Source organism: Chloracidobacterium sp. (assembly GCA_016716305.1).
In the GTDB taxonomy this organism is placed as follows: Bacteria; Acidobacteriota; Blastocatellia; order Pyrinomonadales; family Pyrinomonadaceae; genus OLB17.
Genome location: JADJWP010000002.1, coordinates 3,114,492 through 3,137,044 on the forward strand (window position 1 = coordinate 3,114,492; position 22,553 = coordinate 3,137,044).

Annotated in this window: 14 protein-coding genes and 1 riboswitch; of the genes, 7 read left to right on the forward strand and 7 right to left on the reverse strand. The window is 54.1% G+C overall.

Features of this window, described 5'->3' with window-relative positions; all coding sequences use genetic code 11:
- The first annotated feature begins 24 nt into the window (after positions 1-24).
- Positions 25-189: riboswitch (cobalamin riboswitch) on the forward strand.
- Between the two features lie 77 nt (positions 190-266).
- From IPM28_16155 to IPM28_16175, 5 genes are all read left to right on the forward strand, one after another.
- Positions 267-2,651 carry a TonB-dependent receptor gene (locus IPM28_16155; GenBank protein MBK9174517.1) on the forward strand — a complete coding sequence of 795 codons (2,385 nt, stop codon included), beginning with the start codon at positions 267-269 and terminating at the stop codon, positions 2,649-2,651.
- Positions 2,652-2,756: 105 nt separating this feature from the next.
- Positions 2,757-3,302: a hypothetical protein gene (locus IPM28_16160; GenBank protein MBK9174518.1), complete on the forward strand. Its 546-nt coding sequence runs from the start codon at positions 2,757-2,759 to the stop codon at positions 3,300-3,302.
- Positions 3,303-3,386: 84 nt separating this feature from the next.
- Complete coding sequence (gene gatB / locus IPM28_16165; GenBank protein MBK9174519.1) at positions 3,387-4,862, forward strand: Asp-tRNA(Asn)/Glu-tRNA(Gln) amidotransferase subunit GatB; 1,476 nt, start codon at positions 3,387-3,389, stop codon at positions 4,860-4,862.
- 75 nt (positions 4,863-4,937) lie between these two features.
- Positions 4,938-5,843: a hypothetical protein gene (locus IPM28_16170; protein ID MBK9174520.1), complete on the forward strand. Its 906-nt coding sequence runs from the start codon at positions 4,938-4,940 to the stop codon at positions 5,841-5,843.
- Entirely contained in the window at positions 5,843-6,559 is a 717-nt protein-coding gene (locus IPM28_16175; protein MBK9174521.1) for an SDR family oxidoreductase, read from the forward strand. The genes IPM28_16170 and IPM28_16175 overlap by 1 nt, the downstream gene beginning before the upstream one ends.
- A 24-nt stretch (positions 6,560-6,583) precedes the next feature.
- Here IPM28_16175 and IPM28_16180 read toward each other — a convergent pair whose 3' ends face one another.
- From IPM28_16180 to IPM28_16200, 5 genes are read right to left on the reverse strand one after another with little or no spacing between them, the layout of a single operon-like run.
- Positions 6,584-9,349, reverse strand: coding sequence for a response regulator (locus tag IPM28_16180; protein MBK9174522.1), 2,766 nt, complete (start codon positions 9,347-9,349; stop codon positions 6,584-6,586).
- Between the two features lie 3 nt (positions 9,350-9,352).
- On the reverse strand, positions 9,353-10,864 hold the full coding sequence (locus IPM28_16185) for a methyl-accepting chemotaxis protein (GenBank protein MBK9174523.1): 1,512 nt from the start codon (positions 10,862-10,864) through the stop codon (positions 9,353-9,355).
- Between the two features lie 9 nt (positions 10,865-10,873).
- Positions 10,874-12,469 carry a methyl-accepting chemotaxis protein gene (locus tag IPM28_16190; GenBank protein MBK9174524.1) on the reverse strand — a complete coding sequence of 532 codons (1,596 nt, stop codon included), beginning with the start codon at positions 12,467-12,469 and terminating at the stop codon, positions 10,874-10,876.
- A gap of 25 nt (positions 12,470-12,494) precedes the next feature.
- Entirely contained in the window at positions 12,495-13,025 is a 531-nt protein-coding gene (locus IPM28_16195) for a purine-binding chemotaxis protein CheW (GenBank protein ID MBK9174525.1), read from the reverse strand.
- A gap of 10 nt (positions 13,026-13,035) precedes the next feature.
- Positions 13,036-13,416, reverse strand: coding sequence for a response regulator (locus IPM28_16200; protein MBK9174526.1), 381 nt, complete (start codon positions 13,414-13,416; stop codon positions 13,036-13,038).
- 2,334 nt (positions 13,417-15,750) lie between these two features.
- Between IPM28_16200 and IPM28_16205 the strand changes: the two genes are divergently transcribed.
- The gene (locus tag IPM28_16205) at positions 15,751-16,695 is read left to right on the forward strand and encodes an NAD(P)/FAD-dependent oxidoreductase (GenBank protein ID MBK9174527.1); all 945 of its coding nucleotides are present in this window, start codon (positions 15,751-15,753) and stop codon (positions 16,693-16,695) included.
- A gap of 265 nt (positions 16,696-16,960) precedes the next feature.
- A complete protein-coding gene (locus IPM28_16210; protein MBK9174528.1) occupies positions 16,961-20,734 on the forward strand; it encodes a TonB-dependent receptor in 3,774 nt (1,257 codons plus the stop codon).
- A 72-nt stretch (positions 20,735-20,806) separates the two neighbouring features.
- On the opposite strand, the gene IPM28_16215 is transcribed toward IPM28_16210, so the two are convergent.
- Both IPM28_16215 and IPM28_16220 read right to left on the reverse strand, forming a co-directional pair.
- Positions 20,807-21,811, reverse strand: a complete 1,005-nt coding sequence (locus IPM28_16215; GenBank protein ID MBK9174529.1) for a tetratricopeptide repeat protein — start codon at positions 21,809-21,811, stop codon at positions 20,807-20,809.
- Between the two features lie 75 nt (positions 21,812-21,886).
- Complete coding sequence (locus tag IPM28_16220) at positions 21,887-22,543, reverse strand: histidine phosphatase family protein (GenBank protein ID MBK9174530.1); 657 nt, start codon at positions 22,541-22,543, stop codon at positions 21,887-21,889.
- Between the last annotated feature and the right edge of the window lie 10 nt (positions 22,544-22,553).

Here is a 22,553-nt window from a genome sequence, read left to right on the forward strand (position 1 = left end):
TGAGGTTCGCGGACGACAGGGTTTTTATAGGCGCCGAACGGCGGTGCCTTGATTTTCGGCATCTGCTGCAATGGAAGTCCGGTGAAAATCCGGCACTGCCCACGCAACAGTGAGTCGATTTGGGATACGGGAATTCGGAGTTCGGATCTGTGCAGATGCCAGAGACCCGCCATCCGATATCACATATCCGAGATCGACGGAGTCTGGAACTTTGCCCGGATGCCTCGGCTTATGAACCATTCTGCGTGTGGGCAGAAGAGGAAAAAATGCGATTTATTTTAACGTGTTTATTAACGGGTATTGCTTCCGTGGGTGCCTACGCACAGAATACGGGAGGGATGTCTGGGGTCGTTCGTCAGGAAGGAAAGCCTGTTGTCGGTGCTGAAGTTCGTGCGACGATTCACGATCCGGCGGGCAACATTACGTATAGGGCGGTGACCGATGAGAATGGCTTTTATAAGTTTGAAACGCTTCGGGCCGGAAGCTACATGGTCACTGCCGAAGGAGAGCGGGGAAAGGGTATCGCTTATGTCCCGAGTTCCGTTGTAACCGCGGGCTCAACGACGACGCTCGATCTAACCTTGTCGATGGAAACCTATGCTGTTTTCAGTTCGCAGCTCTCAATACGCGAGTCCGTACAGATCGCAGCGGATTCACCTCAGCCGATCGATGAAGTTTCCAAGACCGTGAACGTCATCAGCGGGCAGGAGATGCGGGAGCGGGCGGATTTTTCGCTGGTCGAGTCGCTGCGTTCGATCCCCGGTTTTCGCATTCAGCAGCTCGGCGGATTTGGCCGGACGGCGAACATCAAGACACGCGGTCTCCGCAATCAGGACACGGCCGTGCTGATTGATGGCGTGCGGCTCCGCGATGCCTCGGCGATCACCGGCGACGCGACGCCTTTCTTGAGCGACCTGACGCTGACGAGCGTTTCAAGCGTCGAGGTGCTTCGCGGCTCGGGGAGCTCGCTTTACGGGACGAACGCCATCGGCGGAACGGTCAATTTCATTACGCCTAACCCGAAGGCCAGCCCGAACGGACAGCTTTCCTACGCTGCCGGAGGACTCGGGCTGCAACGCTTTCGCGGTAATTTTTCTGACGGCACGCGGGACGGCAAGTTCGGCTTCAACATCGCCCTTGCCCGTACGGCCTACACCAAAGGCATTGACGGCAACGACGACGCCTTCAACACGAATTTTCAAAGCCGGCTGCTCTTTCAGCCGACCGCAAATACGAATATCTCCGGCCGCTTTTTTGTTTCGGATGCTTACGTGCGGCTGAACTCGAACCCGGACACGTTCGGCACGCCGCCGGCCACGAACCGCGGAATCATCGACGCCGCGGCGGGCGTCAACTTGGTACCCGATGCCGACGACCCGGACGCCGTGCAGAAGTCGCAGTTCTTCCTCGGCCATGTTTCGCTGACGCAGATCCTGCGGCCGGATATGAGCTTTACGGCGAATTACTCGGGGCTTCGCACGTCGCGTAAGAACGAGAACGGCCTGCTTGGCGTCGGATTCCAATCGGCCTCGACCTCGGTTTTCGACGGCATTATCCAAACGGCGAACGCCGCGATCAATTGGACGCCGAGCAATCAAGACATCAAGTTCGGCTATGAGTTTGAGCACGAGAAGTTCGGCAACGAAGGGTTTACGCCGAGCGGCTCGGGCAACTTTGATACGCGTGTTACGCAGCAGAGCAGCACGCTCTTTGCCCGCGACCTGGTGAGTCTTTTCGACGACCGGCTTCAGATCGCAGGCGGCTTCCGGGCGCAAGTTTTCGGGCTCGGCACGCCGCGGTTCAGCCTTGCGAATGCGCCGTATTCGGGCGTTGCAGTTTCGGACATTCCGGCCGCCGTTACTTTCGACGGAGCGGCCTCGTACTTTTTCCGGTCGAGCGGGACGAAGCTCCGTGCACACGTCGGCACCGGCTATCGCGTTCCATCGCTTTACGAGCGTTTTGGGACCTTTTTTAGCTCGTTCGGCACGCCTCGATTCGTCGCTCTCGGCGATCCGGGACTCAAACCCGAGCGGTCCATCGCCTACGACGGCGGCATCGAGCAAAGCATCGCAGGCGACCGCGTTCGGCTCTCGGCGGTCTATTTTTATACCCAGCTTACCAATACGATCGGCTACGGCAACATAGTGCCCGACATCGGCACGACAACGCGGCCCTTCGGCGGCTACATCAACCAGAAAGGCGGTATTGCCCGCGGCGGCGAGTTTAGCGGCCGGTTCGCTCCGACCGCCTCGACCGAGCTTTTCGGTTCGTACACGCTGACAAAAAGTCTGCAACGCCAGCCTCAAGTGACGGGAAGCGGCGTCATTGAAACACTTGGCATTCCGGAGCATCAGTTCACGCTTGTTGCGACGCAAAGGTTCGAACGTTTCTGGGTCAATTTCGATCTGCTCGTTTCGTCGTCGTATCTCGCCCCGATATTCAGCAATTCGACGTTCTCAACATACGTTTATCGGTTTGACGGCAATCGGCGCGGCGACCTGACAGCGGGATATACGTTCAAATTGAAAAATGATAAGTTTGACCTTCGGCTTTTCGGAACTCTCGAAAACGTTTTCGACAACGGTTATTACGAAAACGGCTTTCGTACGGCCGGACGAAACGGGCGTGTCGGGCTGAGCTTTGGTTTTTAAAGTGACCATAAAGAACCGAACATATTTTTCAACGAAGATCCTGGGCATGTTTCCATTTGATTTTTCATCTGCAATGGTCGACTGCGTGATAACATCGAAGGGATAATGAGGTTTCGATACATGAAGAAAGCTGTGTTGTATGCATTCGGAGTTTTGATGCTAGCCGCGATCGGCGGTGTTGGGCAGCCAAAGACCGTTACCAATGCCGATCTTGAGAAATATCGTTCCATCAGGCTAAAGGCCGAACAGGACTATCGTGAAAACTACCAGAAACTCGGATTGCCATCGCCTGAGGAACTTGAACGTCAAAGAGATCAGGACGCTCGGGAATCACAAGAACTGTCGGCGAGGCTTAGAAATGACCGTTTGTTGCGGGAACAGGCAGAGTTTGAGAGAAAGCAGGCTGCAGGATTTTCAATAGCCAGCCAGCAGCAGTATCTGGTCGTTGATGGGAATTATGGTTCGAGGCCGATCTATGGCTATACGTATTACGGCAATCGATGGAACAACCAACGATGGCCAAATTATAGGAATCAAGTGATTTATCGGGCAACTCCGGGCGGGGTTATCTATGAACCGGGCGGCCGTTCAAGTTATGTTTGGAGCCTGAGAAACACGAGGCCGCGGCCGGCATTCAGGTTCCGAAGGTAGTGGACAACTGAAATTTTGATTTAAGCCCGGTGCGGATTATGATTGAGGTCGATCCGCACTTTTTTTGTTCGGACAGTCGAGTAAATGTCTATGAAGAACGGTTGGGAAGCAGTAATAGGAATGGAGATCCACACGCAGCTGGCAACGGAGACAAAGATCTTTTGCGGCTGCAGGGTGGAGGTCGGCGGAGAGCCCAATACGAACACGTGCCCCGTTTGCCTCGGACTGCCAGGTGCATTGCCGGTGCTGAATCGCCGTGTGATCGAACTCGGTGCCCGAGCGGCATTGGCTTTGGGCCTCGAGATCCAAGAGACCTCGATATTTGCCCGCAAGAACTACTTCTATCCGGACCTGCCCAAGGGGTACCAGATATCGCAGTACGATCGTCCGTTCTCGGCAAATGGCCAATTGAAAATTATGACCGCAGAGCGTGACGATCATGGCCATGCGAAAGACTGGAAACCGATGACGATCCACATCGAGCGGATGCACCTAGAGGAAGACGCAGGTAAGAACGTTCACGAAGGATTGCCCGATACCGACAAGTATTCTTACGTCGACCTCAATCGGGCCGGAACGCCGTTGGGCGAGATCGTTACCTCTCCCGATTTTCGAACGTCCTGGCAGGCGTACGATTATGTCAATCATGTACGCCGCGTGCTGCAATGGGTCGGTGCGAGCGACGCCGATATGGAAAAAGGCAATCTGCGGTGCGAGGCAAACGTTTCTGTTCGAAAGGTGGGTGAAACCGGTTACAACAACAAGGTCGAACTAAAGAATCTGAATTCCGTCCGCTTTATGCAGAAGGCGATCGAGTTTGAGATCGAACGGCAGATCGCGGCGCACGAATCGGGCGAGGGAGTCCGGCAGGAAACACGGCTTTGGAACGAACAGGCAAACGAGACAAGGATAATGCGGTCGAAAGAGGACGCCCACGATTACCGCTACTTTCCAGAACCCGACCTTCAGCCGTTAAAGGTCTCGCAGGAGTTTGTCGATGCCGTCCGTCGATCCATGCCGGAATTGCCTGACAATATGCGTGACCGGTTCATCGAGGTCTACGGATTGAGCTACGCTGACGCCTCGCAGTTGGTCGCCGAGCGGGAACTTGCGGAATTCTTCGAGACGACTGCTAGGCTCAGTTCAAGTCCAAAAATTGCGGCGAACTGGGTGTTGGGCGAGTTTACCCGCGAATTGAACAACTCGGGCAAAAGCGTTGCCGAATGCCTCGTTTCCGCAGAAGATCTGGCTGAGCTGATAAAAACGGTTGAAGCCGGTTCGATCAATAATAATCAGGCAAAAGAGGTATTGGTCGAGATGTTTGTGAGCGGAAAACCTCCTGTCGGCATTATTGACGAGAAGGGATTCGAGCAGGTCTCGGATGAGGGTGCGATCGCGAAGATCGTCGAAGAAGTGATCGCCGCAAATGAGGCACAGGTCGCGGCATACCGCGGAGGAAACGAAAAGCTCTTCGGGTTCTTTGTCGGCCAAGTGATGAAGGCGTCGCAGGGAAAGGCAAACCCAAAGGTCGTCAATGAGCTGCTGAAGAAGGCTCTCTGATCCGTCTTGACAACGGCAGGTATAATAGGGCAACGCCGGTAAAGCGCTATGGGAATTTCAAACGTGGAGGAGTAAATGTCGGTTTCTCTCGATAGGCTTCGCTCGGGATCCTTTCGGACCGCCTGTTTAGCAATTGGTGCAGCTTTTGGGGCGACGTTCTTTTCAGCAACGCTCGCCACTGCCCAAGGGACTCCGCAGCGCAGGCCGGGACAGGAAATTGCTGATAGGGCCGAGATCGCACGGCAGATGAGCGATTATCTGCGCCGAATCAAAGGGCCGTTTCGTACGGGGGAAGGGCTTGGTTACTCGTATAGTCGGCCACTGGTTCCGATTCCAAAGGAGTTAAAGGCGAGACTGGAAATATCTCCTGAGGTAGAGAGCGATTACGCAGCGTTCCTCAAAACCCGCAAAACCGGCGTCTTTAAACTTCTTGGCGATGGACCAGAAAAAGACCCGCTTGCCGACGAATTGGTCGTTGTAGAAGAAGAAAGGCAAGCGATATTTTGGCAAACGTCAACTTTTTCTTTCCGCGAGAAAACACTGGGAACCTGGCTTGCGGATATTTCCTACACTGAGGGGAAGATCATTGGCACTGCGGCAACCTCGCACCTGATCTTTACTCAACTCCAAACTGAAGACATTGCTTCTGTTACGGCAGAAACACCCGGAATGCCTTTCCTCGCGAGTTTCGTTCGGGCGAAATCGGCTGATGAGGTGGTCGAGATCGGCAAAAGGTTGGCCCCCGGAATCAGCGACGGCGGGTTTCGTTACACGACCTCGACGTGGCCGCGGGTCGGGAAGGTTTACGGGCTCCGTATCGTCGCTTACGGTTACCGACGCGGGATCTCAGTCACTCTCGGCGAGATGGATCTTTTGCTTACATTCAAGATCGCCGAACGCGATGAGAATGGGGATCTCACTTTTGTCTGGAAGGAACTTCATCGAAAGAGGGGCCCGGTTTTCTATCTTAAAGACAAGTAATGAAACTTGAGAACAAGGTCTGCTTAGTCACCGGCGGGACGAAAGGGATCGGTTACGCTGTTGCCGAGGGTTTGCTCGATGCCGGCGCACGCGTTTTCATCTGCGGCCGCGACAAGGGCGACCTTAAGCATGCGCTCGAACGGCTTTCGCAGAAGGGCGAAGCGGCCGGCGAGGTGTGCGACGTTCGGAGCGAGGAACAGGTAAGGATGATGCTTGCCGAGTGCGAACGCGTTTTCGGCGGGCTCGATATTCTGGTCAATAACGCCGGCATCGGCTATTTCGGGAAGACGGTCGAAGAGCTTTCGGGCGAGGAGTTTCGGCAGACCATCGAAACGAATCTTTATGGCGTGTTTTACGCCTGTCATTACGCTATACCAATGCTCAAGAGCCGCGGAGGCGGTTATATCTTCAACATCTCTTCGCTTGCCGGCCAGAACGCCCATCCGCGGATGGCGGCTTACAATGCGTCGAAATTTGGCCTCAACGGCTTCAGCGAAGCGCTGATGCAGGAGGTCCGCCAGGATAAGATCAAGGTTAGCTATATCTGCCCCGGCAGTGTCAATACAGCATTCGGCGGAGATATGCCGAGCGAGGAAAAGAGGTGGCAGCTCCAGCCGGCCGATATCGCACAGGTCGTGATGGACCTGCTTGCAATGCCCGAGCGGGCGTTGCCTAGCAAGGTCGAACTCCGTCCGAGCCGTCCGCCTGTAAAATGACCTTTGTCGAAGTCTGAAGAACTATCAGACCAGCATAGTCAACGTCTGGATCTTCTCGATCAGTTCGGCGTCGCTGTAGGGTTTTACCAGGTAGTCCGTCACACCATTCTCGAATGCCTTTTCACGATGCTTATCGCCGCCGCGTGACGTAATGACGATCACCGGGATCGGTCTCAACCGTTCGTCTTTTTTCAATTCGGCCACGAATTCATAGCCGCCCATGCGCGGCATTTCGATATCAGTAAGGATAACGTCGGGCAGCTTGGCTGAATTGTTCAGCGACTCAAGTGCGTCGATGCCGTCTTTCGCGACCATTGCATTCCATCCGGCGTTCATTATCACTTTTGACGTCAAATGACGGACGCTCGGACTATCGTCGACCGCCATGATCGTAAGTGTTTCCGATCTTGAGTCCTGCAGAGCCGTCACCGGTTTTTCGCGGCGCCCGCGAGCGAAGAAATATGGCACATCGAGAATCGGTGCCAATTCGCCGCTTCCCACAACGGCTGCGCCAAGCACGCCACGAAGTTCGGACAATGGTTTTGCGAGAGGCTTGATGACGATCTCTTCCGACTTAAGGACCTTTTGCACCGAAAGTGCCTTTATTCCGTCGGCCGTTTCGATCAGCACGACCGTGATCGGGCCTGTGCCGAGATCGGGTTCGTCGGCAAAACCGAGAAATTCATCGATGAAACGCAGTTCGTAGATCGCGTCGCCGATCGCGACCTTGTGATCTGAGCCATGTGCTTGAATGTACGTCTGGTCGACCTCGACTATCTGTTTGACCATCTTGATCGGGATCGCATATGTGTCGGTCGCCGTGCCGATCAAGAGCGCTTTTGTAAGCCCAAGCTGAAGAGGCATTCTGACGGTAAAAGTTGTGCCGCGATGAGGTGACGAATCGATGGCGATCGTCCCATTTCGCGATTCGATCGTCTTTTTGACGATGTTCATTCCCACGCCGCGTCCAGCATTAAGATTGAGGCGTTCGGCCGTGGTCAGGCCAGGTACGAAGATGAGGTCGAGGATCTCCTGTTCTGACATTCGATCGCCTTGCTCAACGGTGATCAGCCCATTTCCGATGGCTTTTTCCTTCAAGGCAGCCGTGACGATTCCGCCGCCGTCGTCCGATACCCTAAGTACGATATGGGTTTCCTCGTTATCGAGCCGTACGTCGATCCGGCCGACCTCAGGCTTTCCGATCAGTCGGCGAGTTTCGGGGTACTCGATCCCATGAACGACCGCATTCTTCAATAGGTGCATGAGCGGTTCGATAAGGAAATCAAGGATCTGAGTATCGACCTCGAGTTCACCGTTCTCAAGATAAACATCGGCCTTTTTGCTTTCGTCATCGCAAGTAACGCGGACGGCTCGTTCGAGCCGCGTTTTGAGCGTGCCAAAGGCTACCAGCCTGATACGCATGATCTTTTCCTGAATACCGTCGATAAGACGTTTTTGCTTATCGAACAACGATTGAAGGTCGTCCTTTACGGTCTCAAGCGCAGAATTGATCGCGAATGTATCGCCCGAAGCCTCTGACAATTCAAGGACAGCTTCGTGAAATTCGGTATACCGATCGAACTCAAGCGGGTCGAAATGATCTGCATCCGCGACAGACCGTCCGTCTGTTGGGTAAGCAGGGCGTCCGAAACCCTTTCCGGGTGCTCGGTCGGCCTCAAGCATAGATGCACCCAGGTCGACCTCAAAGCGACTGTTCGTCGACTGAAGGCGGCGGGCGGCATTGTGCAGTTCGTTCACCTGACGGTCAAATTCCTTGAGTCGCTGTTCGAACATCGACCTGCTGACGACGAGATCACGAATGACGCTGACCATATCGTCCAACCGATCAAGCGAAACACGAACGATCGCGCGTGAATCCGGTTTTTTCGTGATTTCAGCATCCGGCTGTGACGAGACTTCGGCTGCCGCCTCGGTGACAGGCCGTGTGAGCTGCTCGGGTTGTGCAGGGGCTTCGATGATGGTCTCAAGAAGATGATCGAAATCGGCATTCAGTTTGGAAACTGCCGCGACAACGATGCTCGAATTATCTCCGCCGATCATCATCTTGAGGCATTCGGTCGCCTCGCGAAGTACGGGGAAGATCCGATCGTTCGAAACCCGATCAGTGTCATGGATCTGGTCGAGAAGATCTTCGATCCTGTGAGCAAGCTGGCTCGGTTGTTTGAGCCCGACAATGCCGGCGGATCCTTTGAATGTGTGAGCGTTGCGGCGGATCTCCCACAAAGCATCCTTGTCACCTGGTGTCTTTGAAAGAATCTCAAGATTGGCCTCGATGTTTCCGATGAGTTCATCGGCTTCGGCTGCAAATATTTCGAGCAATTCAGCATCGATCTCAAACTCTGCTTCAGCCACCATGTCGTTTCTGCGGCTATCGGTTTCGAGAGACGCCGAACGATCAAGTTCGCCGAAAGAACGATCGACAAGCTCGTTGAGGCCTGCTGAGAACGACTCTTCACTCATGCGAATTGTCGCGATCTGCGATTCTATCGTCGAAACGCCATCCAGGAGCGAGCGGAGCCGATCCGGTGAGGCCGGCTGTTGATAACTAAGTATCGACGCGAGGTCACCTTGAAGTGCGGCCGAGGTCGATTCGATCTCGCGGAGCCCGACCTCGGCAGCGGCCAATCGGAGGGCCTTGATCCGTTGAACCGGAACGTCGAGGACCGCGATCGAGGCATCGCCCTGTGTATAGACCAGTATTCCGCGACGGATGCCGCTTATCATGATCTCTGCCTCATCAAGGAAGTTTTGCAGTTGCTCGCGTTCCATTTGTTAGAGTAGGTATTTCGGCTGTTCGGCTTCGGGCGGTTTCGGCATCGGCGTTTCAGACGGAAGTCGAAATCCGGTGAGCACATCTCTCAGCTCATTCGACTGTTGGTCAAGAGTGCGTCCCGTTTCCCCGGCTTTTCGCGCGGTTCTAAGGAGATCGTTTGCTAGCTCGCAAACACCGGACATTAAAGCTGAGAGTTCCTCGGACGACTTTGCCTGATATCGGGTCGATTCGGTAATTGACCTGAGAACAACGGCGAGTTCTGCAACGCTGCGCTCAGTCTCGGCGGCTGCGCGTCCGGTCTTGTCAGTGAGTTTCGATCCGGAGATCACCTCGCGGATAGTCTCATCCATGGTTGCTGAAAGCTCTTTTGTCTCGAGCATGATCGATTGGGTCAAACCGGACAATTGACGACTGAGCTTTGATGCTCGTTCTGCCAGCTGTTCGATCTCGCCGGAGAATGGTGAGAGACTCCCGGTTTGGCGATCGGCCGAACCTGATTGCAGAGCAGTGTTAAGTCCGAGAACACTGGTCCGATCGGAAATATCTTCGATATGGGCAACGATCTGACTGATCTCCTGCGAACGTTCTCCAAGCCGCTTTGCCCTTTTCGCCGTCTCCTGGATCTGAAGCCGTATCGAGTTAACGACGTCGAGGACTTCTTTCGAACCGCTGAAAACAGATTGCGCAGCGAGCGTGGCTTCGCCCGAAAGCCGCTCAGCCAGGAACGAGTTTTGAGCGACCTCAGAAACCTGAACAGCAAGGCTCGCGATACCCGTTGCTACACGCTCGGCGGCTGCTGCGTTCTCGATACTTCCTTTCTCAAGGTGTGTATTGGTCTCACCAACGGTTCGTGCGGCGGTCTCGATCCGCGCCGCCGATTCCTTCAGCTGCCTAAGGCGTAAGCGGAGCGCACGGCTCATCGCGTTCATCGCTTCCGCGAGTCCGCCGGTGTCATCCTGGGGCGTGTCTGATTGTGTTGTCAGGTCACCTTTTGCTATCGAGGTCACTTCTGCCGTGAGCCGTGCTATCGACCTCTGAAGCGCCGCGCGGTCTTCATTCGTTCGGGATGTCGAACGAATACTCTCGATGAGGCGTGCGACCGATCGGCCGAGCATGTCATTCTCGGAGCGCGATGCGTTGGTTATGCGAATGTCTCCGGCGGCGATGCGGTCGATCAGCTCTGCTTTATCCTTCAAGTATGCGGATGTCCGTCGCAATGATTCGACGGCTTCGCTGTCCGCCTGGCCGTCGAAGGGCTGCCCGACCGCCAATCCATGGGCTGCCTCCCGTACTTCAGCGAGCTCACGAGACGCTTTCGCCAGCGCGAGGTTCATGGTCACGATCGAGAACGATAGCAGAATCACGGCTGCTGCGATCGCCATCAATCCGCCTGACCGGTCAGACATCAATCCCAGTTCAGTACCAAACAACAAAAACGCACCAAGGATCAAGAGCAGACCGCCCGTCACCGAGCAGATCTTCAAGATCAAATTCCAAAGCGCGTTTTCCATTTTTCTTAATTAGTTTTCACCCGGCAACTCGAGCATCTCCGGATCGCCGACCGTATCGAGGCTAGGGTAGTAATCTTGTGTGTCAGAAATGTCCGTCGGGCCGAAAGGAAGGGAGGCTGCCTTTAACGAACCGAGATCATCCGCCGCGACAAGCGACGACCGAATCGAGTGTTCGAGTAAACGGATAGACTCTTCAGACTCTCGTAGAAGAACCACGCTGCTCTCCATTTCGAAATATGAATTTGTCAGAGAACGAAGCAGGTGCTCTTTGTCCTTTTCATTGTCGGCCGCTATTTGTGCCAGCCTGCCCGGCAGATCGGAAAGCTGACTGATCATTGGCTGTATCTTCGAGAGCGATTCAAGGGCGGACGATGTGTTGTCGGCGACGCCGACCGTCGATGTGACAATGTCGCGGATCGAGGCATCGGTCTCCTCGATGTCCTGATCGAGACATTTATTGACGCCGACGATCTCCTTCTGCAGCCTGAGTGAACGGTCGGATAGAGCCGAGAATTCGTCAGCTATCGTGGCCAGATCGCCGCCGGATCGCCCGTTCGCACCGATCGACGAATTCAGCGAGATCAGATTGGATCGCCGGGCGATGTCTTCGGCGAGGCGAACAACTCCGTGCAAAGCCTGAGTCGTTTCGCGAAGTTTTTTCCACTTGCGCTGGAGGTCGACGGTGTGCCGGCGAAGCAGACTGACGCTTTCCGAGACCTCGATCGTGCCGTTTCGGCCCGATCCGAAAAGGGCGTCGAACCGATCGACCGAAGAGACAAACGGAGTCAATTCGGACGCATATTGCTTTGTTCGATCCTGCGATTCCTTTACTAAACCGATCGTTTTGTTGATCGATGCGGCACTGGCGTCGGCAGCATCGCTTCCAAGACGCATTTTCTCGATCGCAGCGGGAATTGCGTGACCCGCTTCGTTAAGATCGATCCTGATCGACCGCGCTATCGCTTTACTCTGGGCGAAAAGTATATTGAAAGCCGCGGCGATCTCTTCGGTCAAAGGTGAATCGCTCTGTATCTCGAGTTCGAGACTGCCGGAACGGATCGCTTTGATATCTTCATTGATCGTTTTCAAAGATCTTGTCAGATTCTCAAGTTCTTCCTTTGAATCGATCGAGTTTGTGACCTTAAGGACGAGTTTCTGAAAAGCTGCACTAAGCCTATCTGATTCTCCAAGCGGCTCGACCGCGACATTCGTATTGCCGGCAGCAACATTCTCCATCAACGAAAGAAGGTTGTTCATCTGACGGCTGCTTCTTTGCAGGCTATCGAGTATCTCGTCAGTCTCGGTCGAACCGGTTGTGGCCGGCAGGGATGCCGAGGAACTTCGTTCAAGGCTCTTTGCCGCAAGATTGACCTTCTCTACCGGCCTGACCACTTCGTCGGCAAGCCACCGTCCGTAAGCGATGGTCACGATCATCGAGATCGCAAATCCGGCCGCGACCGGGATCATCGGGTTAGAGAAGATGTAAGTAGAGGCCAGGTAGGCGGTCAGTCCGGCGACGCAGTTGATCACGGCGAGCACGCAAACGGCAAGCCATACGCGGGAGCGCAATGAGCTCAATACAGAATCGGCGTGTCTATACTCCATTAATTGAAAATCGATCCGGTCGGATCTAATCGGAATGTTCTTGTGCAAGAACATGCCGCAGTTTATCGGGGTCGATCAGGTTAAACTCCGTATCGCCCACTGCACCTGACCCGAAAAGAAGGGTGTCGGTCGCATTGGCGGGAACGATGTTATGATCCAGGTCGATCTCGATCATCTCGAAAACCCGATCGACCGGAAATGCAACCCGCATGTCCGTACCTTCGGTTCGCGAAATGATGAATTTAGAACGGTTGGTCGTCGTGAGGTTCCGTTCATTCAGAAGGCTTCTCAGGTCGATCACGGCAACAATGTCGCCTCGAAGCGGGGCAATACCGGCAACCCCCGGCGGCGTTCCGGGAAGACGCGTCGTCGGCAGGGGATTAGACACCTCTTCGACAAGTTCCGCGGGAAGACAATACGTTTTGGATCCAAGGCCAAATGAAACGAATTTGTGAAGTGACGTTGATTCGGGAGCGGTTCCTGGGGCATCGTACGTCGCCTGCCCACGCGTTTGTCCCGGAGGAACAAGTTCTAATTCAAAATTCGAAAGTTCCATTGGGAGTGGCTCAGTGTCCGTTATTAAGGTAGCCTTCGACGACCTTCATCAGCGTTTCGGGTCCGAAGGGTTTGGTGATGTATCCTGACGTGCCGGCCATCCGTCCGCGTACTTTGTCAAAGAAACCGTCCTTGCCAGAGATCATCACGACCGGGACGTCTTTGGTCGCATCGTTTCCGCGGATCAGCTTGCAGACCTGATAGCCATCCATTCTTGGCATCGTGATGTCGAGGAGGATCAGATCGGGCTGCAGAGCCTGAAGCTGTTCCATCGCATCAACGCCGTCCGACGCGCAATAGACCTCGTGGCCGCTTTTTTCGAGTTTGCCCGTGATCAGCTTACGGATCGTCGGACTATCATCAACGACCAGTATCTTCTTTCCTTTCGCCATCCCGTCGTGCAGGGTCACTTGTTTTCGGATCTCTTCGAGACGGATGTGAAGAGCATTGACCTGACCCGCAAGGATAACGTTGTTCGGATTTGCACGGGAAGCTTCCTGAAGGTAAGAAAACCCGGTGTCGAGGTTTCGCAAATTCAAGTGTCCGATCCCAAGGGTCGTTAGCTCCTGTTCGCCGAACTCACGGGTATTTCTTTCGAATTCCATCTGCTCGACCGCATGGCGAACAAGTCCCTTGTCGGCATTCTGATTTGCGATCAGCATCTCAATGTCTGAGAGAGTCAGAACCGACATACAGCGTTGGCAAGAGATAGCATGCACGTCGTTGGTGCCATTACAGAATGGACAGTCTTTGACCTGTGGTTCGATCGGAGCCGGCGGAGCTATCGTCGTCTCAAACCCTGTGCGGGCTTCGATCACGGGCGTTGAATCAAACTCGACTGCCGGCATCGGAATACCAGGCTCAATGGCTTCAGCGTCGTCGCCATCAGCCACGGGCATTGGCATCGGGATGTTCTCGTCGGACGCCCGGGCGTCAGCTACATCAGGGATGTTGTCGAGTTCGTCAGCCTGAAGCGTGAACATCAAAGTATTGCCAAATGGCAGCGGATCGTCTTCATCCTGCACAAACGCCGAGGCCTCAGCCTGGGATTCTTCCATTACCGGTTCGAACACTATCGGCGTCGGCGAATAGAATGTCATGCTCGGGTCGAACGGAACTTCGGCCGGGAACACCGACTGCTCGTCGTCATGAGCGGCGGCTTTCGGCTCTTCGTTCGGCCTCGTTTCTTCGATCGATGCGTCGTCAAAAGCTGCGTATTCAGTTTCGGCTGAATACTCGGAAACAGGCGTGTGATCGACCGCCGGCTGATCGAATGGTGATGCACCCGACTCGTAGCTCGGCGTCTCGGGAGCGGCTTCCACGGGTTCGTGCACCTCTTCCTGAGCCTGGTCATAGGTGTACTCGGGCTCGTAGTGATGCTGACCGAGATCTTCTGCAGCCGCGACCTGCATTTCGGGTTCGCTTTGTTCGATGAAGGCCTCGGCAGCACCCTCTGGCATTTCCAGGTCCTGCGTCGGGCTTTTTTCGATCTCGATCTTGTGGCTTTCAAATCGGCTCGCTTCGGCGGACGCGAAGCTGTCATTCTCTTCGAATACTGTTGGCTCCTCGACCGATGCAGATGCTTCCGATTCGATGGACGGAGCTTCAACGGTCGGCCCAACGAGCGATCGTAGTGATTCGAGGCTCGAAGAGGCAAGAAAGTTCTGGGGATTTATCTCGAGTACGCGTTCGAACGATCGGATCTTCTCGGCAAAATTGTCTGCGAAGTGTGATCGGAGCATCCAAGCATCTTCTGAGTCAGGCATTTCTTCGAGTACGGCCTCGACCAGATTCTTTGCATCCTCAGTTCGTCCGGCGACGGCCGCGGCTTTCGCATCAGCAAGATGACGCGACGTGATCTCCCGGCGGACCGCCCTGTAAGCATTCTGTGCGGCTTCGTTCTCAGGTTCGATCGAGAGGGCTTTTTCAAGATAAAGGAGTTGCCCGTCGTGAGACTCTGAAAGCGATGCCATCCACATCCACGCCAAAGCGTTGTTCTGGTCGTATTCGAGTGCCTTCGAGAAATAGTCAGAGGCGTGTTCTTTCTGATTTTCGTCCACTGCATCGATCCCGCGTTGGACGAACGTTTTTGCCAAAAGCGAATTGGTCGCCGCCCGCCATTCCAGTGCCCGGCTATTTTCAGGATTGATGTCAAGGACATTATTCAAGAACACCAGCAATTCTTCCGGATACTCGCTGATCGACGCCAGCCAGAGCCAAGCGTTCTCATTTGAAGGATCAAGTTCCGTGCTGCGAAGGAGAGCGACTCGGGCCTGAGCGCGGTCGCCCCGCTGAGCCGCCTTGATGCCCATCGATAGATGCTCTTGGGCTTCCGAACTGTTACGATGTTGGATACTGTCGATCTCCGCAATTTCGTTGAAAGGCGGTGCGGCCGGGGTCGATTCGGTTTCTAATCTCATAAAATTTGTTGAGTTGTCGAAGTGCTTGGTTCCGAACGGAACTAGAAGGGAGCGCGGGCACAAAAGCGCAGTACCCACTTTCAAGTTGAATCCGGAAGCAAAATTGATGCCATAAGAATTTCAGTGTCCTGTTTGTTGTCGAATTACGGATTCGGCCCTAAAATACTGCCTCGATCGCGTTTTGGGCCATCTATCACAACCAGTTCAACGCGAATTCCCGACTTGGAATTGTGACAAAAATCGGCATTCGCGATTGACAAAAAGTCGCAGTATTCAGTGTCAAGACTCGATCGAATGGATCTAAAGATGATTGAAAAACCTGTCGTGATAGTTGGCGGCGGACCTGCGGGAATAGCATCGGCGATCTGGTGTTGCGACCTGGGTTTGAGGACGATCCTGCTTGATTCCGAAGACAAGTTCGGCGGCCAGCTGTTTCGGATCCACAATCGGATCGCAAACTATCCGGGAATCGATGCCGCGAATGGCGAGCAACTTCGACTAGCGATGCTCAGAACAGCTGATTCATTTCAGTTCGAGCAGCGACGTAAGACTGAAGTTCGAAAGATCGAAACGGATCCACTGAACGTGGTGCTTGCAGACGGTGAGCGGATCGAGGCAAGTGCGATCATCATTTCGACCGGAGTTAGACGACGCTCTCTTGATGCTAAAGGCGTCGAACGATTTAGGGGTAAGGGCGTCATCGAGTCAGGAGTGAAGGCAAAGGACGAAGTGCAGGGAAAAAATGTATTGATCGTTGGCGGCGGTGATGCAGCGGTCGAAAATGCACTGATCCTTCGCGAGAATGCAAAGAGCGTAACCGTGGTGCATCGGCGAAACAGCCTGAGCGCCCGCACAGAATACGCGGAGCCGGCGTTGATCGATCGGAAGATAAGATTCTTGTTCAACTCGAAAGTCGAAGAATTGATAGGTAGTGAGGATCTTGAAAAAATACTTTGTCGGGATCTGGTGACCAACGACTTTATTTCAGTCGATGCCGATGCCATCCTCATCCGGATCGGCGTCGAGCCAAACTCGGAAATCTTCGCGGGAACGATCGATCGTGATGACGGCGGTTACATCATCACCGACCGATACGGTAACACGAATGTCGAAGGGGTTTATGCTGTGGGCGACGTTGCAAATCCGGTCGCCCCGACCATCGCTACGGCCGTCGGAACGGCCGCAATGGCGGCAAAGCAGATCGTCGCAAATTCAAAGAAAAATATGGATATTTTACGAAAATTTGAATAATCGACGGTTTTCTGATTTAATCGGCACTGAAGTAGTCCGCAATTCCAAGAACAATTTGAAGACAACAGGCCGATTTTTAGGCGTTCCGACAGGGTTTTCCCCAGTTTTGCCGCTTGACGGGCAATATCGGGCATATCGTTATTTGTTGGCACAATATCTGCCTTACACATTGTCGGCATTCACTTCTTTTCGAACGACAGAGCGAAATCACCGATGCCTTTATCGGTAAATGCTAACTTCTCAATTCACTTGCTAGGAGGAATCTATGTATCACAAAGTGACTCTTCGAAACGGGATCAGCTCAGCATTGTTGAGCCTCGTTTTGGTGGCTTTGTTGGGACTGAACGTTCTTGCTCAGGCCGGTACCGCAAATATCAGCGGAACGATCTTTAACGAGCAGAACGAGGTGGTCCCCGGAGCTACGGTTACGCTGATCAGTACGAGCCAAAACACTCGTCGAACGGCCGTGACCAATTCACAGGGAAACTATTCATTCAACTTGGTGGCGCCGGGCATGTACCGGATCGAAGTTGAATCGACCGGTTTCAAAAAGGCTGCAACATCTGAGTTCCAGGCGTTGGTCGATAAGACCACCCAGTTGCCGATCACTCTCGAAGTCGGGCAGGTGTCCGAAACTGTCACGGTGACTACCGCGGGCATCGAGAACATTATCAACACTCAGGACGCAAGTCTTGGTAACAACTTTGTATCCGAACAGATCGTTCAATTGCCGCTTCAGGGCCGCAACGTCGGTAACCTTCTCAGTCTTCAGGCTGCGGTTACGCCCGACGGTTCGGTTGCAGGCGGACGCAGCGATCAGGCTAACATCACCCTCGACGGTATCGACGTGAACGAACAGCAGAATGGTACTGCTTTTACGCCGGTCATCCGTGTTACCCCCGACTCGATCGAAGAGTTTCGCGTAACCACGTCGAATCCGGATGCGAGCCGCGGCCGCTCATCGGGCGCTCAGATCGCTTTCTTGACCAAGAGCGGAACCAATGAGTTTCGCGGAAACTTGTTCGAATATCACCGCAACACGATCACCACGGCGAACAACTTTTTCAACAATGCATCTGGCATCGACAGGCCGAAACTGATCAGGAACCTCTTCGGCGGTTCGATCGGCGGCCCGATCGTGAAGGATCGCTTGTTCTTCTTCTACAACTACGAAGGCATGCGTGAAGCGAAAGAAACAACGGTCAACCGTTTGGTTCCGCTAGCCAGCATGGGCCAGGGCCAGCTCCGATACCTTAATGGTGCAGGAAGCCTGGTCACGCTTTCACTTGCCCAATTGAACGGACTTGTCGTTCCGGGCGGTTCGGCTCCGGGTCCGGTCGTTGACATGAATCCGGCCGCGATCGCGGTATTTGCCTCGGCGGCCTCCAGATACCCTTCGAACAACACGACGTTGGGAGACGGACTTAACACCGGCGGCTATCGGTTCAATGCACCGCTTCCGGTCGATCTTAACGCTCACACAGCCAATTTCACCTGGAAGATCACAAATGACGAGAAGCATACGCTTCAGGTCGCTGGAAACTATCAGCAGGATCTGATCGCTAACGCTCCTCAATTTCCTGATACGCCGAGTCCGAATACGTGGAGCCATCCGCTTCGTGTATCCGGAACTTACACATGGCTTATCAAGAGCAACCTGATCAACAGGTTCAGCTATGGTTTGACGCGTAATGCTTTCTCGAACCAGGGCGACTCGAACGAGAACCAGATCACTTTCCGTGACGCATTCTCGCCGAGCCTTTTCGCCCGAACCTTTAACCGCGTCACCCCGGTACAGAACATCACCAACGATGTGAACTGGACCAAGGGCGACCATACGTTCCAGTTTGGCGTTAATTTCCGCATAATCCGGAACGAACGCACCGATTTCGGGCTGGCATTCGATAACGGCGTTGCGAATTCCTCGTTCTATCTCGGAGCCGGAACTCAGCTTACTCAGGCAGTAAACAACCTCGGTGCGGGTTTTGACGTCGGACCTTCATTCACACTGGCTGTGCAGCGTGCCCTTGCGAACTTGATCGGGCGGCTTTCTCAGTACGGAGCTAACTTCAACTTCGGCATCGACGGTCAGCCATTGACCGGTGGTGTACCGGTAGTTCGTAAGTGGGCTGCTGAAGAATACGACTTCTATGCTCAGGATTCGTGGAAAATTAACCCGAACCTGACATTGAATCTCGGATTGCGCTACGGCCTCAGTACTCCGGTCTATGAACAGGAGGGCTTCCAGGCAAAGCCGAACATAACCCTTCAGACATACCTTGATCGTCGTGTCGCAGCGGCAGCTCAGGGTCAGAATTACACCGAACCGCTACAGATCGTCCTGGCTGGCCCGGCAAATGACCGACCGGGATTCTATTCAATGGATTGGGACAACTGGCAGCCGCGTATCTCGGCAGCATGGTCGCCTAATTTCAACGGTGGAATACTGGGCAAGATCTTTGGCAACAACAACGATTCGGTCATCCGCGGCGGCTTCGCCATCACGAACGACTATTTCGGACAGGCTTTGGCCGTCAACTTCGATGCCAACAACCGTCTCGGTTTCGCGTCGAACCAAACGATCTCAGCCAATACCTACAACATCACGACCAACCCGGCTCCGCTTTACACGGGGTCGTCGATGGCGATCCGTACGCTGCCCGGAATCACGATACCTGGGAGCATTTCTTTCCCGCTTCAGCAGCCGCTCGACGATCAGCGCAGGATCGAAGGTTCGCTTGACGACAACCTCGTCTCGCCGATCAACTATTCCTGGAACGTCAGCTTTGGACGCAAGTTCGGCTGGGGTATTTATGCAGAAGCATCGTATGTCGGCCGTATCGCCAATAACCTGTTGGCGGCACGTGACGTGATGCAGCCCAATGATATCCGTGATCCGATATCGGGTCAGACATATAACGAAGCAGCTGGTGTTTTGGAATGGCATCGCCGTAACCGAACGCCGGTCAACAATGTTCCTAACCAGCCGTTCTTTGAAAATATGTATGCCGCAGGCAGTATCGATGCTGTTCTGTTCGGTGCCGGACTCTCGAACACCCGTGCTGCGTACGGCTTTATGGCTGTTACGTCAGTAACACCTGGCTGTGCCGGGCCGCCGCTCTTCGGCTGCTACGACAGCGGCAACGACTGGACGTTTCTGCAGGATATTTTCGATCGATTCGTCGGTCCGAGACTATACTACAACCGCCAGTACGGCGCACTATCGGCTTACGGAACGATCGCGAGTTCGAACTATCACGGTGGCACCTTGTCGATCCGTCAGCGTTTCAAAGGCCTTACGTGGGACATGAACTACACGTTCTCAAGGTCAATGGACGATGTTTCGGGTCTGCAGACCAGCGGCGTTTACGGAAGTGCGTTCATCCTGAATGCTCTCAGGCCGCAAGACAACTATTCAGTGTCGGATTTCGATATTCGTCACATCGTTAACGTCAACGCGATCTGGGACATCCCGATCGGCCGTGGCCGCACGTTCTTTAGCGGAATGAACAAGGTCGCCGACGCCTTTTTGGGCGGCTGGCAGCTGAGCACCATCTACCGCTGGAACACGGGTTATCCGAACGGGTTCTTTGTCGATGTCGCCGGCTGGCCGACGAACTGGAACGTCCGCAGTGCGGTCGTTCAGCTTCGCCAACTGGTCCCGACCCCGACGAGACTCGGCGGCCCGAATAACAACAGGCCGAACGCTTTCACGGACAGGCTCGCTGTTTATCGCGGTTTCCGCAGTCCGGGACCGGGAGAATCAGGCGACCGAAACATAACTCGCTATCCGAACTATGCGGTTCTGGATGCTGGTTTGCAGAAGTCGTTTGACATGCCGTGGAACGAAAAGCATAAGATCAAGATCCGCTGGGATGTCTTTAACGTCACGAACTCGGTACAGTTTACCGGCAATGCTGACACGACATTCGGTCTCGATCCGGATCTTATCGGCTCGCCAAGCCCCTCGTTCGGTAACTATACCGCAACACAGGGATCGGCCAGGATCATGCAGTTCGCTTTCAGATACGAATTCTAATTCGCATCCGAAACATAATAAAGCGGGACGTTCATAACGAACGTCCCGCTTTTTCGTTTAGATCGAGTTGTTTTATTTCGGCGAGTTCTCTTTTATATAAGCCTCGATCTTTTTAGCTTCGGGATAGTCCTTTACCTTTCCGAGGAACGCTTTGTATTCGGCAACTGCCCGATCCTTCATTCCAGCCGCATTGTAAAGCGTTGCCAGACGGAGATGAACCTCAGCCTTTGCCACCGGTGCAAGCTCGATCGCTTTATTCAGATGACCAACGGCGAGCGATCCTTTTCTTGCCTGCAAATAAGCCTCGCCCAAATAATGATGAGCTTCGGGCGAGTTCGGCTCGGCGGCAACGGCCTTGGTGAGCGTCTCGACGGCCGGATCGATCTTTTTCTCGCTCAAATACAATTTCCCGAGGTTGACCAACGCGATCGCGAAGTCAGGTTTCAATTCCAGGGCTTTTTTATAGGCCTTTTCAGCGTCGCTTGCCTTGGATGACCCAAAATAAAGTGTTCCTAGTTCTGTCCAAGCTACAAAGTCATTCGGGTCGGCGGTAACGATCTCATTGAAGATCTTGATCGCTTCGCCGGTATTTTTGTCTTTTGCCGCAGCCGATGCTTTGTCAAACCGTTTACTATTTTCGGCGCTCCGGCCCGCGTACGCCTCCTTGACCGATACGACGCCAGGTTCGCCTTCGGCGCCGAGCCCTTCGCTCCAGTTGATGACCATGTCAAAACGGTCGCCTCGCGAAGAATAGATCGGCTGGCGGCCGACCTCGGTTCCCCCGACGGTAACTACGAGAAACGCACCGTCTCGGGCCTTCTCAAGAAAATAGTAATACCCCTGATCGTTAAGTTGCGAACGCCCGATCTCGACCCCTTCGGCCAAAAGGAGAACGGTCACTATCGGCCGTTTCTCTTTTGGCTTAAGACCTTTGATCTCGACCTGGCCCCAGATGACCGAAGCACCGACCGGGATCGGCAGCCCGATCGCCGACCTGACGTCGCCCTGCGCGGATAAGTTACCCGCGCCGATAAATATCACGATCAAGATTCCCAGTACTGCAAACATCTTATTCATAGCGATTCCTCAAAGTTTTGGATTTAACAATTGATAGACCATATACCGAGCCAAGTCAATAGCCGGTTTCGGTCTCTAGCGGGCAGCAAAACTGTCGTAGCCGGTAAGTTCGTTAAGATGACGCGTGTCGTTCAACGCGAGGACCCGGACGTTGCGTCTGCCGCGGATCTCGAACCGGTTGACGCCGCAATTTGCCGTCACGAGCCATGGCGTTTGTTTTGTATCGCGGCGGATCGCTCCCATTAAATGCAGCGTCATAAAGCAAATTGCGCCAGTATGAGAAAAAACCGCGATCCGGCCGCCTTCGTGCCGACGGAGGATGTTCCATAATTCGCCGGTCGAGCGGCTCAGCAACTGCCGATAGCTTTCGCCATCTTTGATCACATGGTGGACACTACGGTTTACGAGCGCGTAGTAATCGTCCGGGTGATGTTCCTTCGATTCGTCAAAGGTAAGTCCCTCAAGCACACCAACGTGACGTTCGCGAAAGGCAGGGGTCGCAATAATTGGCAATCCGGCGATCTCGGCAAGTTTTTCTGCGGTCTGCACAGCTCGCTGAAGGTCGCTCGAATAGATCGCCGAAACGCCCTCCTTCGCGATCGCTTTTGCTGTGTACTCTGCTTGGCGTATGCCGAGATCGGAAAGTGGTGTCGGGCCGTGTCCGCCAAACCGCCCCTCGGCGTTGCCGGCCGATTGTCCGTGTCTGATTAGATAGAGTCTGGTTACGGCCACAAACAGTTAA

What these genes read in the sequence shown, in the direction of transcription:
- IPM28_16155 (MBK9174517.1), top strand. Translation starts at nt 267, where the DNA reads ATGCGATTTATTTTAACGTGTTTATTAACGGGTATTGCTTCCGTGGGT.
- IPM28_16160 (MBK9174518.1), top strand. Translation starts at nt 2,757, where the DNA reads ATGAGGTTTCGATACATGAAGAAAGCTGTGTTGTATGCATTCGGAGTT.
- gatB (MBK9174519.1), top strand. Translation starts at nt 3,387, where the DNA reads ATGTCTATGAAGAACGGTTGGGAAGCAGTAATAGGAATGGAGATCCAC.
- IPM28_16170 (MBK9174520.1), top strand. Translation starts at nt 4,938, where the DNA reads ATGTCGGTTTCTCTCGATAGGCTTCGCTCGGGATCCTTTCGGACCGCC.
- IPM28_16175 (MBK9174521.1), top strand. Translation starts at nt 5,843, where the DNA reads ATGAAACTTGAGAACAAGGTCTGCTTAGTCACCGGCGGGACGAAAGGG.
- IPM28_16180 (MBK9174522.1), bottom strand. Translation starts at nt 9,349, where the DNA reads ATGGAACGCGAGCAACTGCAAAACTTCCTTGATGAGGCAGAGATCATG.
- IPM28_16185 (MBK9174523.1), bottom strand. Translation starts at nt 10,864, where the DNA reads ATGGAAAACGCGCTTTGGAATTTGATCTTGAAGATCTGCTCGGTGACG.
- IPM28_16190 (MBK9174524.1), bottom strand. Translation starts at nt 12,469, where the DNA reads ATGGAGTATAGACACGCCGATTCTGTATTGAGCTCATTGCGCTCCCGC.
- IPM28_16195 (MBK9174525.1), bottom strand. Translation starts at nt 13,025, where the DNA reads ATGGAACTTTCGAATTTTGAATTAGAACTTGTTCCTCCGGGACAAACG.
- IPM28_16200 (MBK9174526.1), bottom strand. Translation starts at nt 13,416, where the DNA reads ATGGCGAAAGGAAAGAAGATACTGGTCGTTGATGATAGTCCGACGATC.
- IPM28_16205 (MBK9174527.1), top strand. Translation starts at nt 15,751, where the DNA reads ATGATTGAAAAACCTGTCGTGATAGTTGGCGGCGGACCTGCGGGAATA.
- IPM28_16210 (MBK9174528.1), top strand. Translation starts at nt 16,961, where the DNA reads ATGTATCACAAAGTGACTCTTCGAAACGGGATCAGCTCAGCATTGTTG.
- IPM28_16215 (MBK9174529.1), bottom strand. Translation starts at nt 21,811, where the DNA reads ATGAATAAGATGTTTGCAGTACTGGGAATCTTGATCGTGATATTTATC.